This window comes from Citrobacter sp. wls615, assembly GCF_005281355.1.
GTDB classification, from domain to species: domain Bacteria; phylum Pseudomonadota; class Gammaproteobacteria; order Enterobacterales; family Enterobacteriaceae; genus Citrobacter; species Citrobacter werkmanii.
In genome coordinates this window covers 159003-180182 of record NZ_SZXM01000060.1, presented here as the reverse complement: position 1 = coordinate 180182, position 21180 = coordinate 159003, and the positions used below count along the sequence as shown (strand labels likewise).

At 53.0% G+C, this 21180-nt stretch carries 24 protein-coding genes and 1 riboswitch; of the genes, 20 read left to right on the top strand and 4 right to left on the bottom strand.

What is annotated here, in order from left to right; genetic code table 11:
- The 4 genes from cbiB to pduF form a co-directional block, all read right to left on the bottom strand.
- The gene (cbiB, locus tag FDX04_RS16500; RefSeq protein ID WP_137360870.1) at positions 1–960 is read right to left on the bottom strand and encodes an adenosylcobinamide-phosphate synthase CbiB; all 960 of its coding nucleotides are present in this window, start codon (positions 958–960) and stop codon (positions 1–3) included.
- Positions 957–2336 carry a cobyrinate a,c-diamide synthase gene (locus tag FDX04_RS16495; protein WP_085047977.1) on the bottom strand — a complete coding sequence of 460 codons (1380 nt, stop codon included), beginning with the start codon at positions 2334–2336 and terminating at the stop codon, positions 957–959. Before FDX04_RS16495 ends, cbiB begins: the two co-directional genes overlap by 4 nt.
- Before the next feature lie 87 nt (positions 2337–2423).
- A riboswitch (cobalamin riboswitch) is annotated at positions 2424–2599 on the bottom strand.
- Between the two features lie 329 nt (positions 2600–2928).
- On the bottom strand, positions 2929–3840 hold the full coding sequence (gene pocR, locus FDX04_RS16490; RefSeq protein ID WP_006683984.1) for a regulatory protein PocR: 912 nt from the start codon (positions 3838–3840) through the stop codon (positions 2929–2931).
- A 203-nt stretch (positions 3841–4043) separates the two neighbouring features.
- Positions 4044–4853 carry a propanediol diffusion facilitator PduF gene (pduF, locus tag FDX04_RS16485; RefSeq protein WP_087855993.1) on the bottom strand — a complete coding sequence of 270 codons (810 nt, stop codon included), beginning with the start codon at positions 4851–4853 and terminating at the stop codon, positions 4044–4046.
- Between the two features lie 524 nt (positions 4854–5377).
- Between pduF and pduA the strand changes: the two genes are divergently transcribed.
- The 20 genes from pduA to FDX04_RS16385 are packed head-to-tail and all read left to right on the top strand — an operon-like array spanning position 5378 to position 21179.
- Positions 5378–5659, top strand: a complete 282-nt coding sequence (gene pduA / locus FDX04_RS16480) for a propanediol utilization microcompartment protein PduA (protein WP_003030255.1) — start codon at positions 5378–5380, stop codon at positions 5657–5659.
- On the top strand, positions 5659–6471 hold the full coding sequence (pduB, locus tag FDX04_RS16475; RefSeq protein WP_003030252.1) for a propanediol utilization microcompartment protein PduB: 813 nt from the start codon (positions 5659–5661) through the stop codon (positions 6469–6471). Before pduA ends, pduB begins: the two co-directional genes overlap by 1 nt.
- Positions 6472–6489: 18 nt before the next feature.
- Entirely contained in the window at positions 6490–8154 is a 1665-nt protein-coding gene (pduC, locus tag FDX04_RS16470) for a propanediol dehydratase large subunit PduC (RefSeq protein ID WP_042307581.1), read from the top strand.
- A gap of 10 nt (positions 8155–8164) precedes the next feature.
- The gene (pduD, locus tag FDX04_RS16465; protein ID WP_042307579.1) at positions 8165–8839 is read left to right on the top strand and encodes a propanediol dehydratase medium subunit PduD; all 675 of its coding nucleotides are present in this window, start codon (positions 8165–8167) and stop codon (positions 8837–8839) included.
- A gap of 14 nt (positions 8840–8853) precedes the next feature.
- Positions 8854–9372, top strand: coding sequence for a propanediol dehydratase small subunit PduE (gene pduE, locus FDX04_RS16460; protein WP_042307577.1), 519 nt, complete (start codon positions 8854–8856; stop codon positions 9370–9372).
- Between the two features lie 15 nt (positions 9373–9387).
- Positions 9388–11220, top strand: coding sequence for a diol dehydratase reactivase subunit alpha (locus tag FDX04_RS16455; protein WP_042307575.1), 1833 nt, complete (start codon positions 9388–9390; stop codon positions 11218–11220).
- Positions 11210–11560 carry a glycerol dehydratase reactivase beta/small subunit family protein gene (locus FDX04_RS16450; RefSeq protein WP_061381976.1) on the top strand — a complete coding sequence of 117 codons (351 nt, stop codon included), beginning with the start codon at positions 11210–11212 and terminating at the stop codon, positions 11558–11560. Before FDX04_RS16455 ends, FDX04_RS16450 begins: the two co-directional genes overlap by 11 nt.
- Before the next feature lie 19 nt (positions 11561–11579).
- A complete protein-coding gene (pduJ, locus tag FDX04_RS16445) occupies positions 11580–11855 on the top strand; it encodes a propanediol utilization microcompartment protein PduJ (protein ID WP_001057752.1) in 276 nt (91 codons plus the stop codon).
- Between the two features lie 24 nt (positions 11856–11879).
- On the top strand, positions 11880–12344 hold the full coding sequence (locus FDX04_RS16440) for a BMC domain-containing protein (RefSeq protein ID WP_137365973.1): 465 nt from the start codon (positions 11880–11882) through the stop codon (positions 12342–12344).
- The gene (locus FDX04_RS16435; RefSeq protein ID WP_042307570.1) at positions 12344–12976 is read left to right on the top strand and encodes a phosphate propanoyltransferase; all 633 of its coding nucleotides are present in this window, start codon (positions 12344–12346) and stop codon (positions 12974–12976) included. Before FDX04_RS16440 ends, FDX04_RS16435 begins: the two co-directional genes overlap by 1 nt.
- Complete coding sequence (gene pduM / locus FDX04_RS16430; protein WP_137371253.1) at positions 12973–13464, top strand: microcompartment protein PduM; 492 nt, start codon at positions 12973–12975, stop codon at positions 13462–13464. Before FDX04_RS16435 ends, pduM begins: the two co-directional genes overlap by 4 nt.
- Positions 13465–13467: 3 nt before the next feature.
- On the top strand, positions 13468–13743 hold the full coding sequence (locus tag FDX04_RS16425; protein ID WP_042307565.1) for a EutN/CcmL family microcompartment protein: 276 nt from the start codon (positions 13468–13470) through the stop codon (positions 13741–13743).
- 8 nt (positions 13744–13751) lie between these two features.
- Positions 13752–14759: a two-domain cob(I)yrinic acid a,c-diamide adenosyltransferase PduO gene (gene pduO, locus FDX04_RS16420; protein WP_137371252.1), complete on the top strand. Its 1008-nt coding sequence runs from the start codon at positions 13752–13754 to the stop codon at positions 14757–14759.
- Positions 14756–16141 carry a CoA-acylating propionaldehyde dehydrogenase PduP gene (pduP, locus tag FDX04_RS16415; RefSeq protein WP_137360867.1) on the top strand — a complete coding sequence of 462 codons (1386 nt, stop codon included), beginning with the start codon at positions 14756–14758 and terminating at the stop codon, positions 16139–16141. The genes pduO and pduP overlap by 4 nt, the downstream gene beginning before the upstream one ends.
- Positions 16142–16151: 10 nt before the next feature.
- Positions 16152–17264 carry a 1-propanol dehydrogenase PduQ gene (locus FDX04_RS16410; RefSeq protein ID WP_137371251.1) on the top strand — a complete coding sequence of 371 codons (1113 nt, stop codon included), beginning with the start codon at positions 16152–16154 and terminating at the stop codon, positions 17262–17264.
- Positions 17261–18616 (top strand): cobalamin reductase PduS, encoded by a 1356-nt coding sequence (pduS, locus tag FDX04_RS16405; RefSeq protein ID WP_137371250.1) that lies wholly within the window; start codon positions 17261–17263, stop codon positions 18614–18616. The genes FDX04_RS16410 and pduS overlap by 4 nt, the downstream gene beginning before the upstream one ends.
- 2 nt (positions 18617–18618) lie before the next feature.
- Positions 18619–19173 (top strand): propanediol utilization microcompartment protein PduT, encoded by a 555-nt coding sequence (gene pduT, locus FDX04_RS16400; RefSeq protein WP_137371249.1) that lies wholly within the window; start codon positions 18619–18621, stop codon positions 19171–19173.
- Positions 19173–19523, top strand: coding sequence for a propanediol utilization microcompartment protein PduU (gene pduU, locus FDX04_RS16395; RefSeq protein WP_032939586.1), 351 nt, complete (start codon positions 19173–19175; stop codon positions 19521–19523). The genes pduT and pduU overlap by 1 nt, the downstream gene beginning before the upstream one ends.
- A 4-nt stretch (positions 19524–19527) precedes the next feature.
- Positions 19528–19980 (top strand): EutP/PduV family microcompartment system protein, encoded by a 453-nt coding sequence (gene pduV / locus FDX04_RS16390; protein ID WP_061381983.1) that lies wholly within the window; start codon positions 19528–19530, stop codon positions 19978–19980.
- The gene (locus FDX04_RS16385; RefSeq protein ID WP_137371248.1) at positions 19965–21179 is read left to right on the top strand and encodes an acetate/propionate family kinase; all 1215 of its coding nucleotides are present in this window, start codon (positions 19965–19967) and stop codon (positions 21177–21179) included. Before pduV ends, FDX04_RS16385 begins: the two co-directional genes overlap by 16 nt.
- Position 21180 lies beyond the last annotated feature (1 nt).

Here is a 21180-nt window from a genome sequence, read left to right as displayed (position 1 = left end):
TCAGGCTACACCGACCAGCAGCCACCGCAGCGCGATAAACAGCGCCAGTGCCAGCGTCGATGCCACCCACATCAATCGAATCGTATGGGAAATGTCGTCTACCGAAATGTCGCGTTGCGCATCACCGATCCACGGTTTCTCAACGCGCTCGCCAAAGTAGTCATTAGGGCCACCCAGACGAATGCCTAATGCCCCGGCAACTGAGGCCTCCGACCACGCACAGTTTGGGCTGCTGTGGTTGTAGCGATCGCGCCAGCCGATCTGCAAAGCACGCGAACCGTCCTGACGGCATAAAAATGCAGCCACGCCCAGCAGCAGCCAGCTCAGTCTCGCAGGAATATAATTTGCGACATCATCCAGACGCGCGCTGACCATACCGATAGCGCGGTATTTTTCATGTTTGTAACCCACCATGGAGTCAAGGGTATTTACCGCTTTGTAGGCCATCGCCAAAGGCGCGCCGCCGAGAAGAAGGAAAAACAGCGGCGCGATGATGCCATCAACGGTGTTTTCGGCCACGGTTTCCACCACGGCACGATTGATCTGCTGAGGTTGTAATTGCGAGGTATCGCGACCCACGATCCAAGATAACTTTTCCCGACTTGCGGCAAGGTTACCGGCACGCAACGGACGTTCGACATCCTGCGCGGCGTTCGCCAGACAGCGCCCAGCAAGCACGGTAAAGATCATCCAAACCTCCACCATCCATCCAAGCCAGGGATGAATAGAGTGCGCCAGCGCCAGTACGCCCCAGGAGACAGTCCAGGTCAGGCCAACCACCACTACCCACATCACCGCGCCACCAATGCGCAACGCACGATCGCTATGGCAGTAGCGCCGTACGACTCGCTGCATGGCAGAAATCAGATTGCCAATCCAGCGCACCGGATGCGACCAGTTCTGCGGATCGCCGATAATAAAATCAAGCAGCCAGGCAACACACCACGCAAGGATCGTCATAGCGCGCTCCTCGCGGCTGCCAACCAATGGTTAAGCATCTGCGGACGTTGAGCAAAATGAACGTGTAGATAGCTGGCGAAAGTGTTACCCACCTGCCAGCCGCCGGACCAGGTCTGCAACGTTTTGCCATCGCGCACTTTGCGACAGTGCATCACCGCGGGAGTTTCAGGAATAAAATCTGAGTAGTGAAATTCATGCCCGCGCAGCACTTCGCCTTCTGCAGCTAACAAGGTTTGCTGCGCGGCCTGCGCCTCGCAGTAGCCAAATCGGGTCAGACGTTTCCCCATTTTGCTGTGACCGGGAATGATATCCGCCATCAACCAGCTATCACCGTGGCTGTCCTCCAGCGAACTGCCGAGATACATCAGCCCACCGCACTCGGCGTAAATCGCCACGCCGCGGTGATGTGCGGCTCGCAATTGCTTAAGCATCGGGACATTGCGGGCCAGAGCCGCAGCATGTAACTCAGGGTATCCGCCACCCAGCCAGATCATCTGACAATCAGGTAAACAGGTGTCGTGCAACGGGCTAAAACGGACAATCTTCAGCCCCGTGCGTTCAAGCAAAGTAATATTGTCCGGGTAATAAAAGTTGAACGCTTCGTCATCAGCGATAGCAAGCGTTAGCCCTTCTCCGGCATCAGTATCGGGAAGCGTAGGCCATTCACCCGCAGGGAGGGTGTTTAGCTGGCTTAATTTCAGTAGAGCATCGATATCCAGCGTCTGCTCCAGCGTCGCGGCAAAGGCCTGCCACGGCTGCTGATTGATAACAGACTCACGCGCAGTAACCAGCCCCAGATGACGCTCCGGAAGCGCAACGCCTTCCATACGGGGAACGTAGCCTAATACAGGAACGGAACAGTAACGCTCAATCGCCACCTTCAGCAACTGATAATGCGTTTCGCTGTTGACCCGATTAACGATCACCCCGGCGATGTTCAGCGTGGGATCAAAATGCTGAAACCCCATTACCGTTGCGGCTATCGAGGTGGAAACAGCTTTACCATCAACCAGTAAGATGACCGGGCAACCTAACTGTTTGGCCATCGCGGCGGTACTGCAGTAGTTCGGGTCGGTACCATAACCGTCATACAACCCCATCACGCCTTCAATCACGGCGATATCGGCATGTTGCATCTGCTCGCGGAATAAAGCATTCAGAGTGGAAGCGGGAAGCATGAAGCTATCAAGATTGCGGGAAGCGGTACCGCATACCGCTGTATGCCAGCCGGTATCAAGGTAATCAGGCCCCACTTTGCAAGGCTGGACGCGTAAACCGCGTTTTTTCAACAAGCTCAACAAGCCCAGCGTCACCGTGGTTTTACCACAGCCGCTTCCGGTACCTGCAAGAACAAATGCGTGAAAATTGGCCGCCATACCCTGATCCTGTTCAGGGTGGTAGGGGTGTAGAGATACCCAGTCTCTCGACTGTATGCATCTGAACCACCCACTTCCCACCGAAGTTGTTGGTAGTCACTGACAGGCAGGTCTTCTGGCTTAGCGTCATCCTCACCCGTCCTTCCCAATCTTGCGATCAGTGGTCCATACGGGGTCGTCAGCATCACAGCAGCGGGGGCTGCGGGGGATTCTCACCCCCTTCCCTACCACAAATGTGGCAAACCTGTCAGTTCAGGAGCCGTAATTAAGCTCCCTGTTATGAGGTAAATTCACGACCTCATGACAATAATTCAATTTAATATCTTTCCGGGTTCATTCAGCCAATTATCTGGCATAAACCCACTTATTCACATGTTCACATTTTGAATGAAAGTGTCTGCAAAGAATAAAGAAAGTCAGGCATGCAGACACTGTATCTCATCACAAAAATAAAAACTGGTGCAGTTTATCCCTCTAATACTATTATTTTGTTGCGCTATGACAATTTATTGACTGCTGTTGTTACTTTTCATTTTATAATTACTGACATAGCGCCCGATATCAAAAATCGGCAATAGCAAAATATTGCTATTTAAGCGGACTCACCGCGTGAAATGACATTTATTTGCTGGCGAAATGCCTGCGGCGTAACCTGATACGTCTGGCGGAATACTTTGCAGAAATAGCTGGTTTGTGAAAAGCCTAAATTACGCGCAATGCTGGCTATGCTCCAGTCACTATGACAGAGCAACTCTTTGGCACTCGCCATTCGCTGTTGATTTACCCAGGCGTTAAACCCGATACCCTGATATTTTTTGAACAATTTACTGAAATAGTAAGGGCTAAGGTAAACATGAGACGCAACATCTTCCAGGCGTAACTCATCTGACAAATGCGCATCAATATAGCGCAGCGCTTTTTTCATTTTGCTGTCGTGAGGATTCGGCGTTCGGTTGGCGCGTACTGGCTCTGCCTGCTGCGGGTTGTCTTTGATAACCACAAAATTTAGTTGTTTTTTAAGGCAATTTTCCACGATGAGCTTTAGCAGATCCGCCGAGGCGATAACGCGCGAATAGTCCATCTCCGGCACATTACGAAATTCACTGAGCAGTTCGGGATCGGCTTGCCAGCGGTCATCGACGTTCAGGATATCCACCAGGCCGACATCGTTACTTAAACGCACCTGACCACACAATACGAACCCAACCAGGTGACCCGCAATTACCAGCGGAATTGAGAAGTCGGTAAGCCCCGCGTGGCAGCGATAGATGCAGGGTTGATCGGATTTTGAAGCTTCCAGCCCGCCACAGCGATCGCTCATACGACAACGGGTACTGTGCTGAGGATGCTGGCGCATCAACTGACAAAAAGGGGTGAAATTAAAAAGCTCAGAAATTTCATCACCGTGAATATTGACAACCACAACAGCCAGACTGGTGGCCTGCGCAAAATCCTGTGCGATTTTATTAATGAGTTCTGAGTTCAGGGCACTCGCAGAAATCATGATAAAACCTCTCAGTTAATTTATTGTTATAAATAAAACATACTATTTACACATCCAGTTTCATCTCGCTTTCCTGGGCGCTGATGAAAGTCATCATCGAACATAACAAAAGTCTCCCATTGTGGGGAGACTTTTTCAGCGGTTCAGGAAACCGGATCACGAAAACAGTTTTTACGCTTTAAAAATAAACATCTTCCGTGAAGCTAGCTCTCATTTTCCTCCAGTTTACACGTATTACACGGTAAATTTTTGCCAATAAAATAACGATAAATTGCTGCGCCTGCGCACGCACCGATGATGGGGGCCACAATCGGTACGATGAAATAAGGGATATCACGCCCGCCGGTCATCGCCACATCTCCCCACCCGGCCATCCATGCAAATAATTTTGGACCGAAATCACGTGCCGGGTTCATCGCAAATCCGGTGAGAGGCCCGGTAGATGCACCGAGAACAGCCACCAGAATGCCAATCAATAAAGGCGCCAATGGCCCTCTGGGGACGCCATTACCGTCATCGGTAAGTGCCATGATCATGCCCATCAGAATGGAAGTGATCACTACTTCAACCAGCGCAGCCTGCCAGACGCTGAGCGCCGCCGCTGGATAAGTACTAAAAATACTGGCCAGTTGCAGGCTTTCAAGGCTGCCACGCACCATTTGATGGGCAGACTCATACTCGGTAAATAGACTTCCGTACAGCAGATAGGCTAGCAACGCGCCGCCAAAGGCACCCGCAACCTGCGCTACGGTGTATGGCACAACTTTGCGCCCCGGAAAACAGGCAAATAACCACAGGGCGATGGTGATTGCAGGATTGAGATGCGCGCCAGAAATCCCCGCTGTCAGGTAAACGGCAAGCGAGATCCCCAACCCCCATATGATGCAGATCTCCCATAATCCCAAACTGGCGCCCGCGACTTTAAGTGCGCTCAGGCATCCGATGCCAAAAAACAAAAACAGCCCGGTACCCAAAAACTCAGCAATGCATTGCGCTTTTAGTGAATCGTTCATTGTGACACCTTCTAAGCAGAGTTCGTGTCTTTACCAGCGGACTCCTTGCTGGTACGTAGAATACTTCAAGGCTTACTATAAAAAGCCGTATCGGCAAAATGTTGGCAATCTGAAGGCGGCATGCCCCTCAAAATCGTGCTGAGATAGCAAATTCTTGCTATCACTTTTATTAAAACAGGCGAGAACACAGGAAAATCCACTATTAGTGGTACATTTGTGAAACGATAAAATATTGCTATTGGCAGAATTATGTTTTCAGACAATCATCACATTTTCATTTTTCCGCATAGCAAATGCCATTTTTAATGTCACTAACAAAAGTGTAAATATGGAATTAACATAACCAAATATTCATATTATTAAAATAAAAAATAACCATTAAAAACAAAAAGATAAAATAAAACATAGCAATTTTATATCACCATAACCTCACTATTTTTTCATTCATACTTTCAACTCAGCCATTCTTTTTCCTCGCTTCTTTTTATAGTCATGAATATCGGGACAACCCAGGCGAGGTCTTTATGCAACAAGAAGCGTTAGGAATGGTAGAAACCAAAGGCTTAACTGCAGCCATAGAGGCCGCAGATGCAATGGTGAAGTCAGCCAATGTAATGCTGGTCGGCTACGAAAAAATTGGTTCGGGGCTGGTAACCGTTATTGTCCGCGGCGATGTCGGCGCAGTCAAAGCAGCAACAGATGCCGGCGCCGCCGCAGCCCGTAATGTGGGAGAAGTGAAAGCCGTACACGTTATCCCGCGCCCTCATACCGATGTAGAAAAAATCTTACCGAAGGGAATTAGCTAATGAGCAGCAATGAGCTGGTTGAACAGATCATGGCGCAGGTGATTGCTCGCGTGGCAACCCCAGAACAGCAGGCTATCCCTGAAAATAATCACCCAACACGAGAAACGGCTATGGCAGAGAAAAGCTGCAGTTTAACGGAGTTTGTCGGTACCGCGATTGGCGACACCGTCGGTCTGGTAATCGCCAACGTAGACAGCGCCTTACTGGACGCGATGAAACTTGAAAAACGTTATCGCTCCATTGGCATCCTTGGCGCCCGTACTGGCGCGGGTCCGCACATTATGGCCGCCGATGAAGCGGTAAAAGCAACAAATACGGAAGTCGTCAGTATTGAATTACCACGAGATACCAAAGGCGGCGCGGGCCACGGCTCGCTGATTATCCTCGGCGGCAACGATGTTTCCGACGTGAAACGCGGAATTGAGGTTGCGCTGAAAGAGCTGGATCGCACCTTTGGCGATGTTTATGCCAACGAAGCCGGTCACATCGAGATGCAATACACCGCCCGCGCCAGCTACGCGCTGGAAAAAGCCTTTGGCGCGCCGATTGGCCGTGCCTGTGGCGTGATTGTCGGCGCACCAGCCTCCGTGGGTGTCCTGATGGCTGATACTGCGCTGAAATCCGCCAATGTAGAAGTTGTAGCCTACAGCTCCCCGGCCCATGGCACCAGCTTCAGCAACGAAGCCATTCTGGTCATCTCTGGTGATTCCGGCGCAGTTCGTCAGGCTGTTATCTCCGCCCGTGAAATCGGTAAAACCGTACTCGGGACCCTCGGCTCAGAGCCGAAAAACGATCGTCCGTCCTACATCTGATATCAGTGAGGCTGATTCATGAGATCGAAAAGATTTGAAGCACTGGCGAAACGCCCTGTGAATCAGGATGGTTTCGTTAAGGAGTGGATCGAAGAAGGCTTCATTGCGATGGAAAGCCCGAACGACCCTAAACCATCAATTAAAATCGTCAACGGTACTGTGACTGAACTGGACGGCAAATCCGCCAGTGAATTTGACTTAATTGACCATTTCATTGCCCGCTACGGCATTAACCTGGCGCGCGCTGAAGAAGTCATGGCAATGGACTCGGTCAAACTAGCCAATATGCTTTGCGACCCTAACGTGAAGCGCAAAGATATCGTGCCGCTGACCACCGCAATGACACCAGCTAAAATTGTCGAAGTGGTGTCCCATATGAACGTCGTCGAGATGATGATGGCCATGCAGAAAATGCGTGCTCGTCGTACTCCGTCTCAACAGGCACACGTCACTAACGTTAAAGATAACCCGGTACAGATTGCCGCAGACGCCGCAGAAGGCGCATGGCGCGGATTTGACGAGCAGGAAACGACCGTTGCCGTCGCACGCTACGCGCCATTTAACGCCATTGCCCTGTTAGTCGGTTCACAGGTTGGACGCCCTGGCGTGTTAACTCAGTGCTCGCTGGAAGAAGCGACCGAACTTAAGCTCGGCATGCTGGGCCACACATGCTACGCGGAAACTATCTCCGTCTATGGTACAGAACCCGTCTTTACCGACGGCGACGACACGCCATGGTCGAAAGGCTTCCTCGCCTCTTCCTACGCCTCTCGCGGCCTGAAAATGCGCTTTACCTCCGGCTCTGGCTCAGAAGTTCAGATGGGTTACGCCGAAGGTAAATCAATGCTTTATCTGGAAGCACGCTGCATTTACATCACCAAAGCCGCTGGCGTGCAGGGTTTGCAGAACGGCTCAGTAAGCTGCATCGGCGTGCCTTCCGCCGTACCGTCCGGTATTCGTGCGGTTCTGGCCGAAAACCTAATCTGTTCTTCTCTGGATCTGGAATGCGCCTCCAGCAACGACCAGACCTTTACCCACTCGGATATGCGTCGTACCGCGCGTCTGCTGATGCAGTTCCTGCCAGGTACTGACTTCATCTCTTCCGGTTATTCCGCGGTACCGAACTACGACAACATGTTCGCCGGTTCCAACGAAGATGCGGAAGACTTTGATGACTACAACGTTATCCAGCGCGACCTGAAAGTGGACGGCGGTCTGCGTCCGGTTCGAGAAGAAGATGTTATCGCCATTCGTAACAAAGCGGCGCGTGCGCTACAGGCAGTATTTGCCGGGATGGGATTACCACCAATCACGGATGAAGAAGTGGAGGCTGCGACCTACGCCCACGGTTCGAAAGATATGCCGGAGCGCAACATCGTGGAAGACATCAAGTTCGCACAAGAGATTATCAATAAAAACCGTAACGGCCTGGAAGTGGTAAAAGCGCTTGCTCAGGGCGGGTTTACCGATGTCGCTCAGGACATGCTCAACATCCAGAAAGCCAAGTTAACCGGGGATTATCTGCATACCTCCGCCATTATCGTTGGCGACGGACAGGTGCTATCCGCAGTAAATGACGTCAATGACTATGCCGGTCCGGCAACAGGTTATCGCCTGCAAGGCGAACGCTGGGAAGAGATCAAAAACATCCCTGGCGCACTTGATCCCAACGAACTTGGCTAAGGGGTGAAAAATGGAAATCAATGAAAAGCTGCTGCGCCAGATAATTGAAGACGTACTGTCTGAAATGCAGACCAGCGACAAACCCGTCTCATTCCGCACATCGTCAGCGGCAAGCGCGCCACAGACCACAGCGGTACAGGCCGACAGTTTTCTGACCGAGATTGGCGAAGCTAAACAAGGTCAGCAGCAGGACGAAGTGATTATTGCCGTAGGTCCGGCGTTCGGGCTCTCACAAACTGTCAATATCGTCGGGATCCCGCATAAGAATATCTTGCGCGAAGTGATTGCCGGGATTGAAGAGGAAGGCATTAAAGCACGCGTTATCCGCTGCTTTAAATCCTCTGATGTCGCGTTTGTCGCCGTGGAAGGCAACCGTCTGAGCGGTTCCGGGATCTCTATCGGCATCCAGTCAAAAGGCACCACGGTTATCCACCAGCAGGGGTTACCGCCGCTTTCTAATCTGGAACTGTTCCCTCAGGCGCCGCTTCTGACGCTGGAAACCTATCGTCAGATCGGTAAAAACGCCGCGCGTTATGCCAAGCGTGAATCTCCGCAACCGGTCCCTACGCTGAATGACCAGATGGCCCGACCTAAGTACCAGGCGAAATCGGCCATTCTGCATATTAAAGAGACCAAATACGTCGTGACGGGCAAAAACCCGCAGGAACTGCGCGTGGCGCTTTGATAAAGGATAACTCCATGAATACCGACGCAATTGAATCGATGGTTCGGGATGTGCTGAGCCGGATGAACAGCCTGCAAAGCGAGTCCGCTACTCCGGTTGCGGCAAGTTCATCAGCACATACCGCGAAAGTCACGGATTACCCTCTCGCGAATAAACATCCTGAGTGGGTAAAAACCGCGACCAATAAAACTCTGGATGACTTCACGCTCGAAAATGTTCTGAGCAACAAGGTGACGGCACAGGACATGCGAATCACACCTGAAACGCTGCGCCTGCAGGCGGAAATCGCCAAAGATGCCGGGCGTGACAGGCTGGCGATGAACTTTGAGCGCGCCGCAGAGCTAACCGCTGTACCTGATGATCGCATCCTGGAGATCTACAACGCGCTTCGCCCGTATCGCTCTACTAAAGATGAGCTGATGGCTATCGCTGACGATCTCGAAAATCGTTATCAGGCAAAGATCTGTGCGGCTTTCGTTCGTGAAGCGGCAGCGCTGTACGTTGAGCGTAAAAAACTCAAAGGTGACGACTAACTCAGGGACAGGATCATGCGATATATAGCTGGCATTGACATAGGTAACTCATCAACGGAAGTCGCTCTGGCTACCCTGGATGAGGCTGGAGCGTTGAGTATTACCAACAGCGCCCTGGCAGAAACCACCGGGATTAAAGGCACATTGCGTAATGTGTTTGGCATTCAGGAGGCACTTACGCTGGCAGCAAAAAACGCCGGCATCAATGTCAGCGATATTTCGCTCATCCGTATTAATGAAGCCACTCCGGTCATTGGCGACGTGGCGATGGAAACGATTACCGAAACCATCATCACTGAATCCACCATGATCGGCCATAACCCTAAAACGCCGGGCGGTGTCGGGCTGGGTGTTGGCATTACTATTACGCCGGAAGACCTGCTCAGCCGTCCGGCGGATACACCTTATATTTTGGTGGTGTCATCAGCATTCGATTTCGCTGATGTCGCCACGATGATTAATGCCTCGGTACGCGCCGGATACCAGTTAACTGGCGTAATTTTGCAGCAAGACGATGGCGTGTTGGTCAGCAATCGTCTGACTCACCCCCTGCCCATCGTGGATGAAGTGCTTCATATCGACCGTATCCCATTGGGTATGTTAGCTGCTATTGAAGTCGCGGTTCCAGGAAAGGTCATTGAAACGCTTTCTAACCCCTACGGGATTGCGACCGTTTTTGGTCTCAATGCCGACGAGACTAAAAACATTGTCCCGATGGCGCGGGCGCTGATCGGCAACCGCTCAGCCGTAGTGGTGAAAACGCCGTCAGGCGATGTGAAAGCCCGAGCCATTCCTGCCGGGAATCTGGAGCTACAGTCACAAGGCCGTACCGTACGCGTCGACGTAGCAGCTGGCGCTGACGCGATTATGAAAGCCGTTGGTGAGTGTCCGAAACTGGATAACGTCACCGGCGAAGCGGGGACCAATATTGGCGGCATGCTGGAGCATGTACGCCAGACAATGGCTGAATTAACCAACAAACCCAGTCAGGAAATCTTTATTCAGGATCTACTGGCGGTTGATACCTCGGTTCCCGTCAGCGTGACCGGCGGGCTTGCCGGTGAATTTTCGCTGGAACAGGCTGTCGGCATTGCCTCAATGGTGAAATCAGATCGCCTGCAAATGGCGATGATTGCTCAGGAAATCACGCAAAAGCTCAACATTGATGTCCAGGTTGGCGGGGCTGAAGCCGAAGCTGCCATACTCGGGGCTTTAACCACTCCGGGCACAACGCGACCACTGGCTATTCTGGATCTCGGTGCGGGATCGACCGACGCCTCCATCATCAACCCGAAAGGCGAAATTATTGCCACACACCTGGCGGGCGCGGGCGATATGGTCACGATGATTATTGCCCGTGAACTGGGGCTGGATGACCGTTATCTCGCCGAAGAGATCAAAAAGTACCCGCTGGCGAAAGTTGAGAGCTTGTTCCATCTTCGCCACGAAGATGGCAGCGTTCAGTTCTTCCCTGAGCCTCTTCCGCCAACGGTTTTTGCCCGCGTGTGCGTAGTAAAACCTGATGAGCTGGTGCCCCTGCCAGGCGAACTGGCGCTGGAGAAAGTACGGGCCATTCGCCGCAGCGCCAAGGAGCGCGTTTTTGTCACCAACGCGCTCAGAGCGTTACGTCAGGTGAGTCCGACCGGGAACATTCGGGATATTCCCTTTGTGGTGCTGGTTGGCGGTTCATCCCTGGACTTCGAAGTACCGCAACTGGTCACCGATGCACTGGCGCATTATCGCCTGGTTGCCGGGCGCGGCAACATTCGTGGCACCGAAGGTCCGCGCAATGCGGTTGCGACCGGGCTGATTCTCTCCTGGCACAAGGCGTTCGCTCATGGAAAGTAATCTCAACACGCCAGCCATCGTTATCTTCACCACCGGTGACTGCGCCAACGCCTGGAGCGACGTGCTGCTGGGTATTGAAGAAGAAGGGATCCCCTTTGTGATTCAGGAGGGCCATTCAACCGACGTTACGCACAACGCATGGCTCGCGGCATGTCAGTCGCCACTGCTGGTTGGCATTGGCTGCAGTCGCGAAAAACTGATCGTGCACTACAAAAACCTACCCGCGTCAGCGCCGCTTTTTACGCTGATGTATCAACAAGATAACCACGCTCGTCGCAGCATCGGTAATAACGCTGCGCGGCTGGTTAAAGGCATTCCATTCCGGGAATGCCACTCATAACCCACAGGAGACAAGCAGTATGAATAACGCACTGGGACTGGTTGAAACAAAAGGGCTTGTCGGCGCTATTGAAGCCGCTGATGCCATGGTGAAATCCGCAAACGTGCAGTTGGTTGGTTACGAAAAAATCGGCTCAGGCCTGATCACCGTTATGGTCCGTGGTGATGTCGGCGCGGTGAAAGCCGCAGTAGATGCAGGAAGCGCAGCGGCAAGCGCCGTTGGCGAGGTGAAATCCTGCCACGTTATCCCGCGTCCGCACAGCGACGTTGAAGCCATTTTACCTAAATCCGCATAAGTCGTTGCAACCAAGGAGCACAGCGTGAAGCAATCACTGGGATTACTCGAAGTTAGTGGTCTGGCATTAGCCATCAGTTGCGCGGACGTCATGGCGAAAGCCGCCTCCATCACGCTGGTGGGCCTCGAAAAAACCAACGGTTCAGGCTGGACGGTGATCAAGATTATCGGGGATGTGGCCTCCGTGCAGGCGGCCATTTCTACCGGTGTCAATTTCGCTGACCAACGCGATGGGCTGGTGGCTCACAAAGTCATTTCCAGACCGGGGGACGGAATCCTGTCACATAGCGTTGCCCCGGAAGCAGAGCCAACACCCGCCCCCATCCAGGTCGAGCCGCAAGAAGAGATATTGGTGGACAGTACAGCGTCCGAAGCGCCGCAAAATGCGGAGTTGATTAGCTGCAATCTGTGCCTTGACCCAGCCTGTACCCGCCAGAAAGGTGAGCCCCGCTCTCTTTGTCTGCACTCTGGAAAACGAGGTAAAGCGTGATGGATAAACAGCAACTCAAGTCAACGGTCACCAAAGTTCTGGATGAAATGCGCGAGCGCCCTATTCCGCTGGGGATCTCTAATCGTCATATTCATCTTTGCGCTGAAGATTACGTCCGTTTGTTTCCCAATCAGCCTATCAGCGAGAAAAAAGGGCTATTGCAGCCAGGCCAATACGCTGCAGAGCAGACCGTCACGCTGGTCGGACCTAAAGGACAGTTAAAAAATGTGCGTTTACTCGGCCCGCTACGTAGCACCAGTCAGGTTGAAATTTCACGTACCGATGCCCGTACGCTAGGTATTGCTGCCCCGCTGCGTATGTCGGGCAATATCCAGGGCACGCCGGGTATTCGCCTTGTCAGTCCATTTGCTGAACTGGACTTAACATGCGGCGTCATCGTTGCTCAACGGCATATCCATATGTCGCCGCTCGATGCCTTGATCCTGCGGGTTTCCCATGGCGATAAAGTCTCGGTCGCCATTAATGGCGATGAACGCCGGCTGATTTTCGATAACGTCGCCGTACGCGTTTCGCCGGATATGCGCCTTGAGATGCATATTGATACCGACGAAGCCAATGCTGCGGGGGCGGATAATCCTCAGGCATTCGCCACATTGGTGACTTCACGATGAACAACGAACTGCTGCAACGCATTATCGAGGAGGTTGTTTCCCGATTAAAAAAACGCGCGGCAAGCACGATCTCCCTTAGCGTCGCGCAGTTACGGGAAATAGACCCACGGATACTATGCTGCCAGTATTCGTCGCTGCACATTTTACAGGCTGATCTGCTCCTGCTGGAACAAATTGCCGAAAGCAGCTCTGCCAATATGTCGGTGGTCACGATCCACGAAGCGCTGGCATGCGGAGTCCGCGTGAAAATTTCACTACATCACCACTTGTTACCCGCAGTACCCGTGAAAAAACTCGCGCGTCTGCCGCTGGAATTTGGTGACGAACTGGGGCGAGCCATCGTTCTGCATCCTGAAAAACTTCTCAGTTACGCCGACGTCGCCCAATTGCACGATGCGGTTTTAGTGCTACGCCGTCGATGTGTCGTCACTGCGCTGGCTCAGGAAACTGTCAGTACGCGAAATGTCCAATTAATTAAGCAGGAGTGAGCTATGCATCTGGCACGGGTTACAGGCGTTGTTGTCTCCACGCAAAAGTCCCCCTCCCTGGTCGGGAAGAAGCTGTTACTGGTACGTCGGGTGAGTGCTGACGGAGAGCTGCCAGCCTCCCCGACGACCGGGGACGAAGTCGCCGTTGATTCTGTCGGCGCGGGAACCGGCGAACTGGTTTTACTCAGCAGCGGCTCCAGTGCCAGGCACGTTTTCTCCGGCCCAAATGAGGCCATCGATCTGGCTATTGTCGGCATTGTCGACACGCTTTCTCGTTAGGAGGAACTATGGCGATTTATACCCGCACTGGCGATGCCGGCACAACGGCCCTCTTTACCGGGCAACGCGTAAGCAAAACGCATCCACGCGTCGAGGCTTACGGGACGCTGGACGAACTCAATGCAGCACTTAGCCTGTGCGTTTGCGCGGCGAAAAACCCACAGCACCGCAAGTTACTTGAAAACATTCAACTGCAGCTTTTTTGGTTCAGCGCCGAACTCGCCAGCGAGAGCGAACAACCAAACCCAGAGCAGCGCTACATCAGCTCAGAAGAAATTGCAGCGTTGGAAACCGCCATCGATACCGCGATGGGTAGAGTACCGCCGCTGCACAGCTTTATTTTACCTGGCCGCAGCGAAGCCGCCAGCCGTCTGCACTTTGCCCGCACGCTGGCCCGCCGCGCAGAGAGGCGACTGGTCGAGCTCTCTGCCGATATCGACGTCAGACACGTTCTGATGCGTTATATCAATCGTCTGTCCGACTGCTTATATGCGCTCGCACGGGCAGAAGATCATGACGCCCATCAAAACGACATTATTCAGAAAGTGGCTGAGCGCTATCTCTCCGCCATCCGTACATCAGCCATAAAGGAGCCGGCGATGTCTCTGTCTTTTCAGGAACTCCACCAACTGACTCGCGCTGCGGTAACAAGAGCAGAAGAACTTCAGGTCCCGGTCGTCATCAGCATTGTTGATGCGAACGGGACCCAAACGGTGACCTGGCGCATGCCTGACGCATTGCTCGTCAGTAGCGAACTGGCTCCCAAAAAAGCCTGGACCGCCGTGGCGATGAAAACCGCCACGCATGAATTAACGTCTGCGGTGCAACCAGGCGCGGCGCTTTACGGTCTGGAAAGCCATATGCAGGGAAAAGTCGTCACTTTTGGCGGCGGGTTCGCATTATGGCGTGAAGGTTTACTTCTTGGGGGTCTTGGCATCAGCGGAGGAAGCGTTGAACAGGATATGGACATTGCAGAAACGGCCATTGCGGCGATAAACGTGAGAACACATCAATGAATACTTCAGAACTTGAAACCCTCATCCGTAACATTTTGAGTGAACAACTCGCCCCGGCAAAAACAGAAACCAAAGGAAACGGAATCTTTCCGTCCGTTGGTGAAGCTATCGATGCCGCTCATCAGGCTTTTTTACGTTACCAGCAATCGCCATTAAAAACCCGCAGTGCCATCATTCACGCCCTGCGAGAAGAACTGACCCCTCATCTTGCTTCCCTGGCCGCTGAGAGCGCATCTGAAACAGGAATGGGCAACAAAGAGGATAAATTCCTCAAGAATAAAGCTGCGCTGGACAACACTCCAGGAATCGAAGATCTCACCACCACGGCACTGACCGGCGATGGCGGCATGGTGTTATTCGAGTATTCACCGTTTGGCGTGATTGGCTCCGTCGCCCCCAGTACCAACCCGACGGAAACCATAATTAACAACAGCATTAGTATGCTGGCTGCGGGGAACAGCGTTTATTTTAGCCCGCATCCGGGCGCGAAAGCGGTCTCACTGAAACTGATTGCCATGATTGAAGATATTGCTTTCCGCTGCTGCGGGATCCGGAATCTTGTCGTCACGGTCACAGAACCCACCTTTGAGGCTACCCAGCAGATGATGGCACACCCTAAAATTGCAGTTCTGGCGATTACCGGTGGCCCTGGCATTGTTGCTATGGGCATGAAAAGCGGGAAAAAAGTCATTGGCGCAGGCGCAGGAAACCCTCCCTGTATTGTCGATGAAACTGCCGACCTGGTTAAGGCGGCGGAAGATATCATCAACGGCGCATCTTTTGATTACAACCTCCCCTGCATTGCTGAGAAGAGCCTGATCGTCGTTAGTGACGTTGCCGAACGCCTGGTTCAACAGATGCAGTCTTTTGGCGCACTGCTTCTCACTAGCGAAGAGGTAGACAAACTGCGCGCAGTCTGTCTGCCCGAAGGCATGGCCAATAAAAAGCTGGTAGGGAAAAGCCCGGCAACCTTACTGGAAGCCGCAGGAATACCTGTTCCGGCAAAAGCACCTCGATTACTGATAGGTCTCGTCAAGGCTGACGACCCGTGGGTTACCAGCGAGCAACTGATGCCAATGCTCCCCGTCGTCACGGTGAGCGATTTTGACAGTGCGTTAACGTTGGCTCTGAAAGTTGAAGAGGGATTGCATCACACCGCCATTATGCATTCACAAAATGTGTCGCGTTTGAATCTTGCCGCACGCACGCTTCAAACCTCCATTTTTGTGAAAAATGGCCCCTCTTACGCCGGGATTGGCGTGGGTGGTGAAGGCTTTACCACCTTCACGATCGCGACGCCAACCGGTGAAGGAACAACATCGGCACGTACTTTCGCACGCTCTCGTCGTTGCGTGCTGACAAACGGTTTTTCTATTCGCTAATGGGGCCGTTATGAAAAGCTTTTCACTGCAAACTCGATTGTACAGCGGTCAGGGAAGCCTGGATGTGCTCAAACGTTTCACGAATAAGCATATCTGGATTATCTGCGATGGTTTTCTGGCGCGTTCTCCTGTGATTGAAAAGCTGCGCAACACGCTTCCTGCGGATAATCGCATCAGCATTTTCAGCGATATTACCCCCGACCCAACCATTAGCACGGTGGTGCAAGGGATTGCGCAAATGCAGTCCCTGCGACCGGATGTTGTCATTGGTTTTGGCGGAGGCTCAGCGCTGGATGCCGCGAAAGCCATCGTTTGGTTCAGCCGACAGTTTGGTATTGAAATCGAAACCTGTGTTGCTATTCCCACCACCAGCGGCACAGGCTCGGAAGTGACCAGCGCCTGCGTGATTAGCGATCCGGATAAAGGCATTAAATATCCCTTGTTTGATAATGCGCTTTACCCGGATATGGCCATCCTCGATCCAACACTGGTTGTCAGCGTACCTCCTGCCATCACCGCGAATACCGGCATGGACGTCCTGACACATGCGCTGGAGGCTTACGTGTCCACGAAGGCCAGCGACTTTACCGACGCGCTGGCGGAAAAAGCGGCACAAATCGTCTTCCAGTACCTTCCCGTCGCCGTCAGCAAAGGCAAGTGTCTGGCAACCAGGGGAAAAATGCACAACGCGTCAACGCTCGCAGGAATGGCATTTAGCCAGGCGGGGTTGGGGATAAACCATGCGATTGCCCATCAGTTAGGCGGCCAGTTTCATCTGCCACACGGACTTGCCAATGCGCTGCTGCTGGCCCCTGTCATTCATTTTAACGCCCGCGACCCCAGGGCCGCGAAGCGCTATGCCCGTTTCGCTAAAGCCTGCCATTTATGCCCGGATAATGCGAACGATACGGCTGCGCTGAATGCGCTCATTCATCACATTGAGCTTCTCAAAAAACAGTGTGCGTTACCTTCTTTCGTTGACGCACTCAAAGACGGAAAGCAAAACTGGTCACAGCGTATACCGTCGATGGTTCAGGCCGCGCTGGCTGATGTCACGCTGCAAACCAATCCTCGTGTTGCCGACGCCAGTGCCATGCAGGAACTGCTTGAGGAATTATTATGAATACAGCCATGACGGCAGAGTCCACGCTTTATGATGCGCAGACGATACGCGAACGCGTTCGGGCTGCTGGCGTTGTTGGAGCCGGCGGTGCTGGCTTTCCTGCGCACGTAAAATTACAGGCGCAGGTCGATACATTTCTGGTGAATGCCGCCGAATGTGAACCGATGTTAAAAGTTGACCAGCAATTGATGAGCGTCCAGGCAGGTCGACTTATTCGCGGCGTTAAATATGCCATGACGGCTACCGGAGCCAGTGCCGGTATTATTGCGCTCAAAGAAAAATACCAGAAGGCTATCAATGCGTTAGCTCCTCTGCTACCTGCCGATATCCGGTTACACATTTTACCTGATGTCTACCCGGCCGGTGACGAGGTGCTGACCATCTGGATGGCAACAGGCCGGAGGGTCCCACCTGCCGCACTGCCGGTCAGCGTCGGCGTGGTGGTTAATAACGTCCAGACCGTGCTCAACATCGCCAGAGCGGTTGAACAGCAATATCCCGTTACCCGTCGTACGTTGACCGTCAACGGCGCAGTCGCCAAACCAATCACTCTCACTGTCCCTATCGGGATGTCACTTCGCGAGGTGCTGGCGCTGGCGGGAGGCGCAACCGTTGACGATCCAGGATTTATTAATGGCGGCCCGATGATGGGCGGTCTGATTACCTCCCTGGATACCCCCGTCAGCAAGACCACCGGTGGGTTGCTGGTTTTACCAAAATCTCATGCGCTGATTCAGCGGCGAATGCAGGATGAACGCACCGTGCTTTCCGTCGCAAAAACCGTATGCGAGCAGTGCCGTTTGTGTACGGATTTGTGCCCAAGGCACTTAATCGGCCATGAATTATCACCACATCTGCTGGTTCGCGCGGTTAATTATCAGCAGGCGGCCACACCACAGCTGCTGCTCACGGCCCTGACCTGTTCAGAATGCAATGTCTGTGAAAGCGTTGCCTGTCCGGTTGGAATATCGCCGATGCGAATCAACCGTATGCTTAAACGCGAACTACGGGCGCTCAACCATCGTTATGAAGGGCCGCTAAATCCTGAGGATGAAATGGCGAAGTACCGGTTGATCCCGGTTAAGCGCCTTATTACCAAACTGGGTCTTAGCGACTGGTATCACGATGCGCCACTGGCTGAGACTGATTTTTCCACCGATGAAACGACGCTGTTGCTACGCCAGCATATTGGCGCCAGCGCCATCCCATGTGTGCAGCAAGGCGATCGCGTTGTTCGCGGTCAATGCGTTGCCGATGTGCCGACGGGCGCATTAGGTGCGACTGTCCACGCCAGTATTGACGGTATTGTCAGCGAAATCACTGAGCAATCCATCACGGTAATAAGAGGTTAATCATGTCTCAGGCTATAGGGATCTTAGAACTCACCAGCATTGCCAAAGGAATGGAAGCTGGCGATGTCATGTTAAAAAGCGCGAATGTGAATTTACTGGTCAGCAAGACCCTCTGCCCGGGAAAATTCCTGCTTATGCTTGGTGGTGACGTAGGCGCAGTACAGCAGGCGATAGCCACTGGTACATCTCTTGCTGGCGATATGCTCGTTGACAGCCTGGTACTGCCTAATATTCATGCCAGCGTACTCCCGGCAATCAGCGGGTTAAATAGCGTGGATAAGCGTCAGGCCGTCGGGATTGTTGAAACATGGAGCGTGGCGGCCTGTATCTGCGCCGCGGATCGCGCAGTTAAAGCTTCCAATGTCACATTGGTTCGCGTGCACATGGCATTTGGTATTGGCGGCAAGTGCTACATGGTTGTCGCTGGCGATGTATCCGATGTGAATAACGCAGTAACGGTTGCCAGTGAAAGCGCGGGTGAAAAAGGCCTGTTGGTTTATCGTTCTGTCATACCTCGCCCGCATGAAAGCATGTGGCGGCAGATGGTGGAGGGATAATGGAAAGACAGCCCACCACGGATCGTATGATCCAGGAATATGTTCCTGGCAAGCAGGTCACGCTGGCGCATCTTATCGCCAATCCCGGAAAAGATTTGTTCAAGAAGCTGGGATTACAGGATTCAGTATCCGCAATCGGGATTTTGACGATTACCCCCAGCGAAGCCTCAATTATCGCCTGCGATATCGCCACGAAATCCGGGGCGGTAGAGATTGGTTTTCTCGACCGATTTACCGGCGCAGTGGTACTGACGGGCGATGTCTCCGCCGTTGAGTACGCGCTGAAACAGGTAACCCGAACGCTGGGCGAAATGATGCGTTTTACCGCTTGCCCCATCACCCGGACGTAATCTCATGAAACGCATCATGCTAATCGGACCCAGCCAGTGCGGAAAAACGTCGCTTACACAATGCATGCGGGGAGAAGCGCTTCACTATCAGAAGACCCAGGCCATAGTCTGGTCGCCCACAGCGATAGATACACCGGGCGAATATCTTGAAAACCGCTGTCTGTATAGTGCGCTGCTGGCCAGCTCCTGTGAAGCAGACATCATCGCGCTGGTCCTCAATGCTGACGCGCCGTGGTCACCATTTTCTCCCGGTTTCACCGGCCCAATGAACCGACCCGTTATTGGCCTCGTCACTAAAGCCGATTTAGCCAACCCGCAGCGCATTTCCCTCGTTGAGAGCTGGTTAGTCGAGGCTGGCGCGCAAAAAGTGTTTGTCACCAGCGCGCTGGAGAATACAGGGGTCGATGAGATGTTCATTTTTCTGAATGCAAAGGAACTTTCATGTCTCACAAAATAATGGCCATTAACGCGGGGAGTTCCTCGCTTAAGTTTCAGCTGCTGGCGATGCCACAAGGTGAAATGATTTGTCAGGGGTTGATCGAACGTATCGGTATGTCTGATGCGCAGGTCACCCTTAAGACGCCAGCGCAGAAATGGCAGGAAACATTGCCCGTAGCCGATCACCGTGAAGCAGTGACGCTGTTACTGGAAAAACTGCTCAGCCACAACATTATTAGCAGCCTGCAGGAGATCGACGGCGCAGGGCATCGCGTTGCGCACGGCGGGGAATCTTTTAAAGACTCCGCGTTGGTGACTGATGAAACGCTGGCGGAAATCGATCGCCTTGCGGAACTGGCGCCGCTACATAACCCGGTAAATGCCCTGGGGATCACGGTATTTCGCCAGCTATTACCCGAAACGCCAGCCGTTGCGGTTTTTGACACGGCTTTTCATCAGACTCTTGACGAGCCTTCTTTTATTTATCCCCTGCCCTGGCGTTACTATTCAGAGCTGGGTATTCGTCGTTACGGTTTTCATGGCACCAGCCACAAATACGTCAGCGCCCAGCTTGCTGAAAAGCTGGGCGTGCCCCTCAGCGCCCTGCGCGTCGTTTGTTGCCATCTCGGCAACGGCAGCAGCATCTGCGCCATTAAGGGTGGGCAATCGGTTAATACCTCAATGGGATTTACGCCGCAGTCAGGCGTAATGATGGGCACGCGAAGCGGCGATATTGACCCATCGATTTTGCCATGGATTGCCCTGCGCGAAGGCAAAACACCGCAGCAGCTCAACCAATTGCTCAACAATGAATCCGGACTACTCGGTGTCTCTGGCATCTCACCTGACTATCGCGATGTTGAACATGCCGCAGATGCAGGTAATCATCAGGCGGCGCTGGCGTTGACGCTTTTTGCCGAGCGAATTCGCGCCACCATTGGCAGCTATATTATGCAGATGGGCGGTCTGGACGCGCTGGTGTTTACCGGTGGGATCGGCGAGAACTCAGCGCGAGCGCGAGCGGCAATTTGTCGCAATCTGAATTTCCTGGGACTGGCCGTCGATGAAGAAAAAAATCAGCGAAACGCCACGTTTATTCAGACAGAAAATGCGCTGGTTAAAGTGGCGGTGATTAATACCAATGAAGAGCTGATGATAGCGCAGGACGTTATGCGTTTAGCGATATCAGAAACTGTGACATTGGGCATTCCCGCTTAGC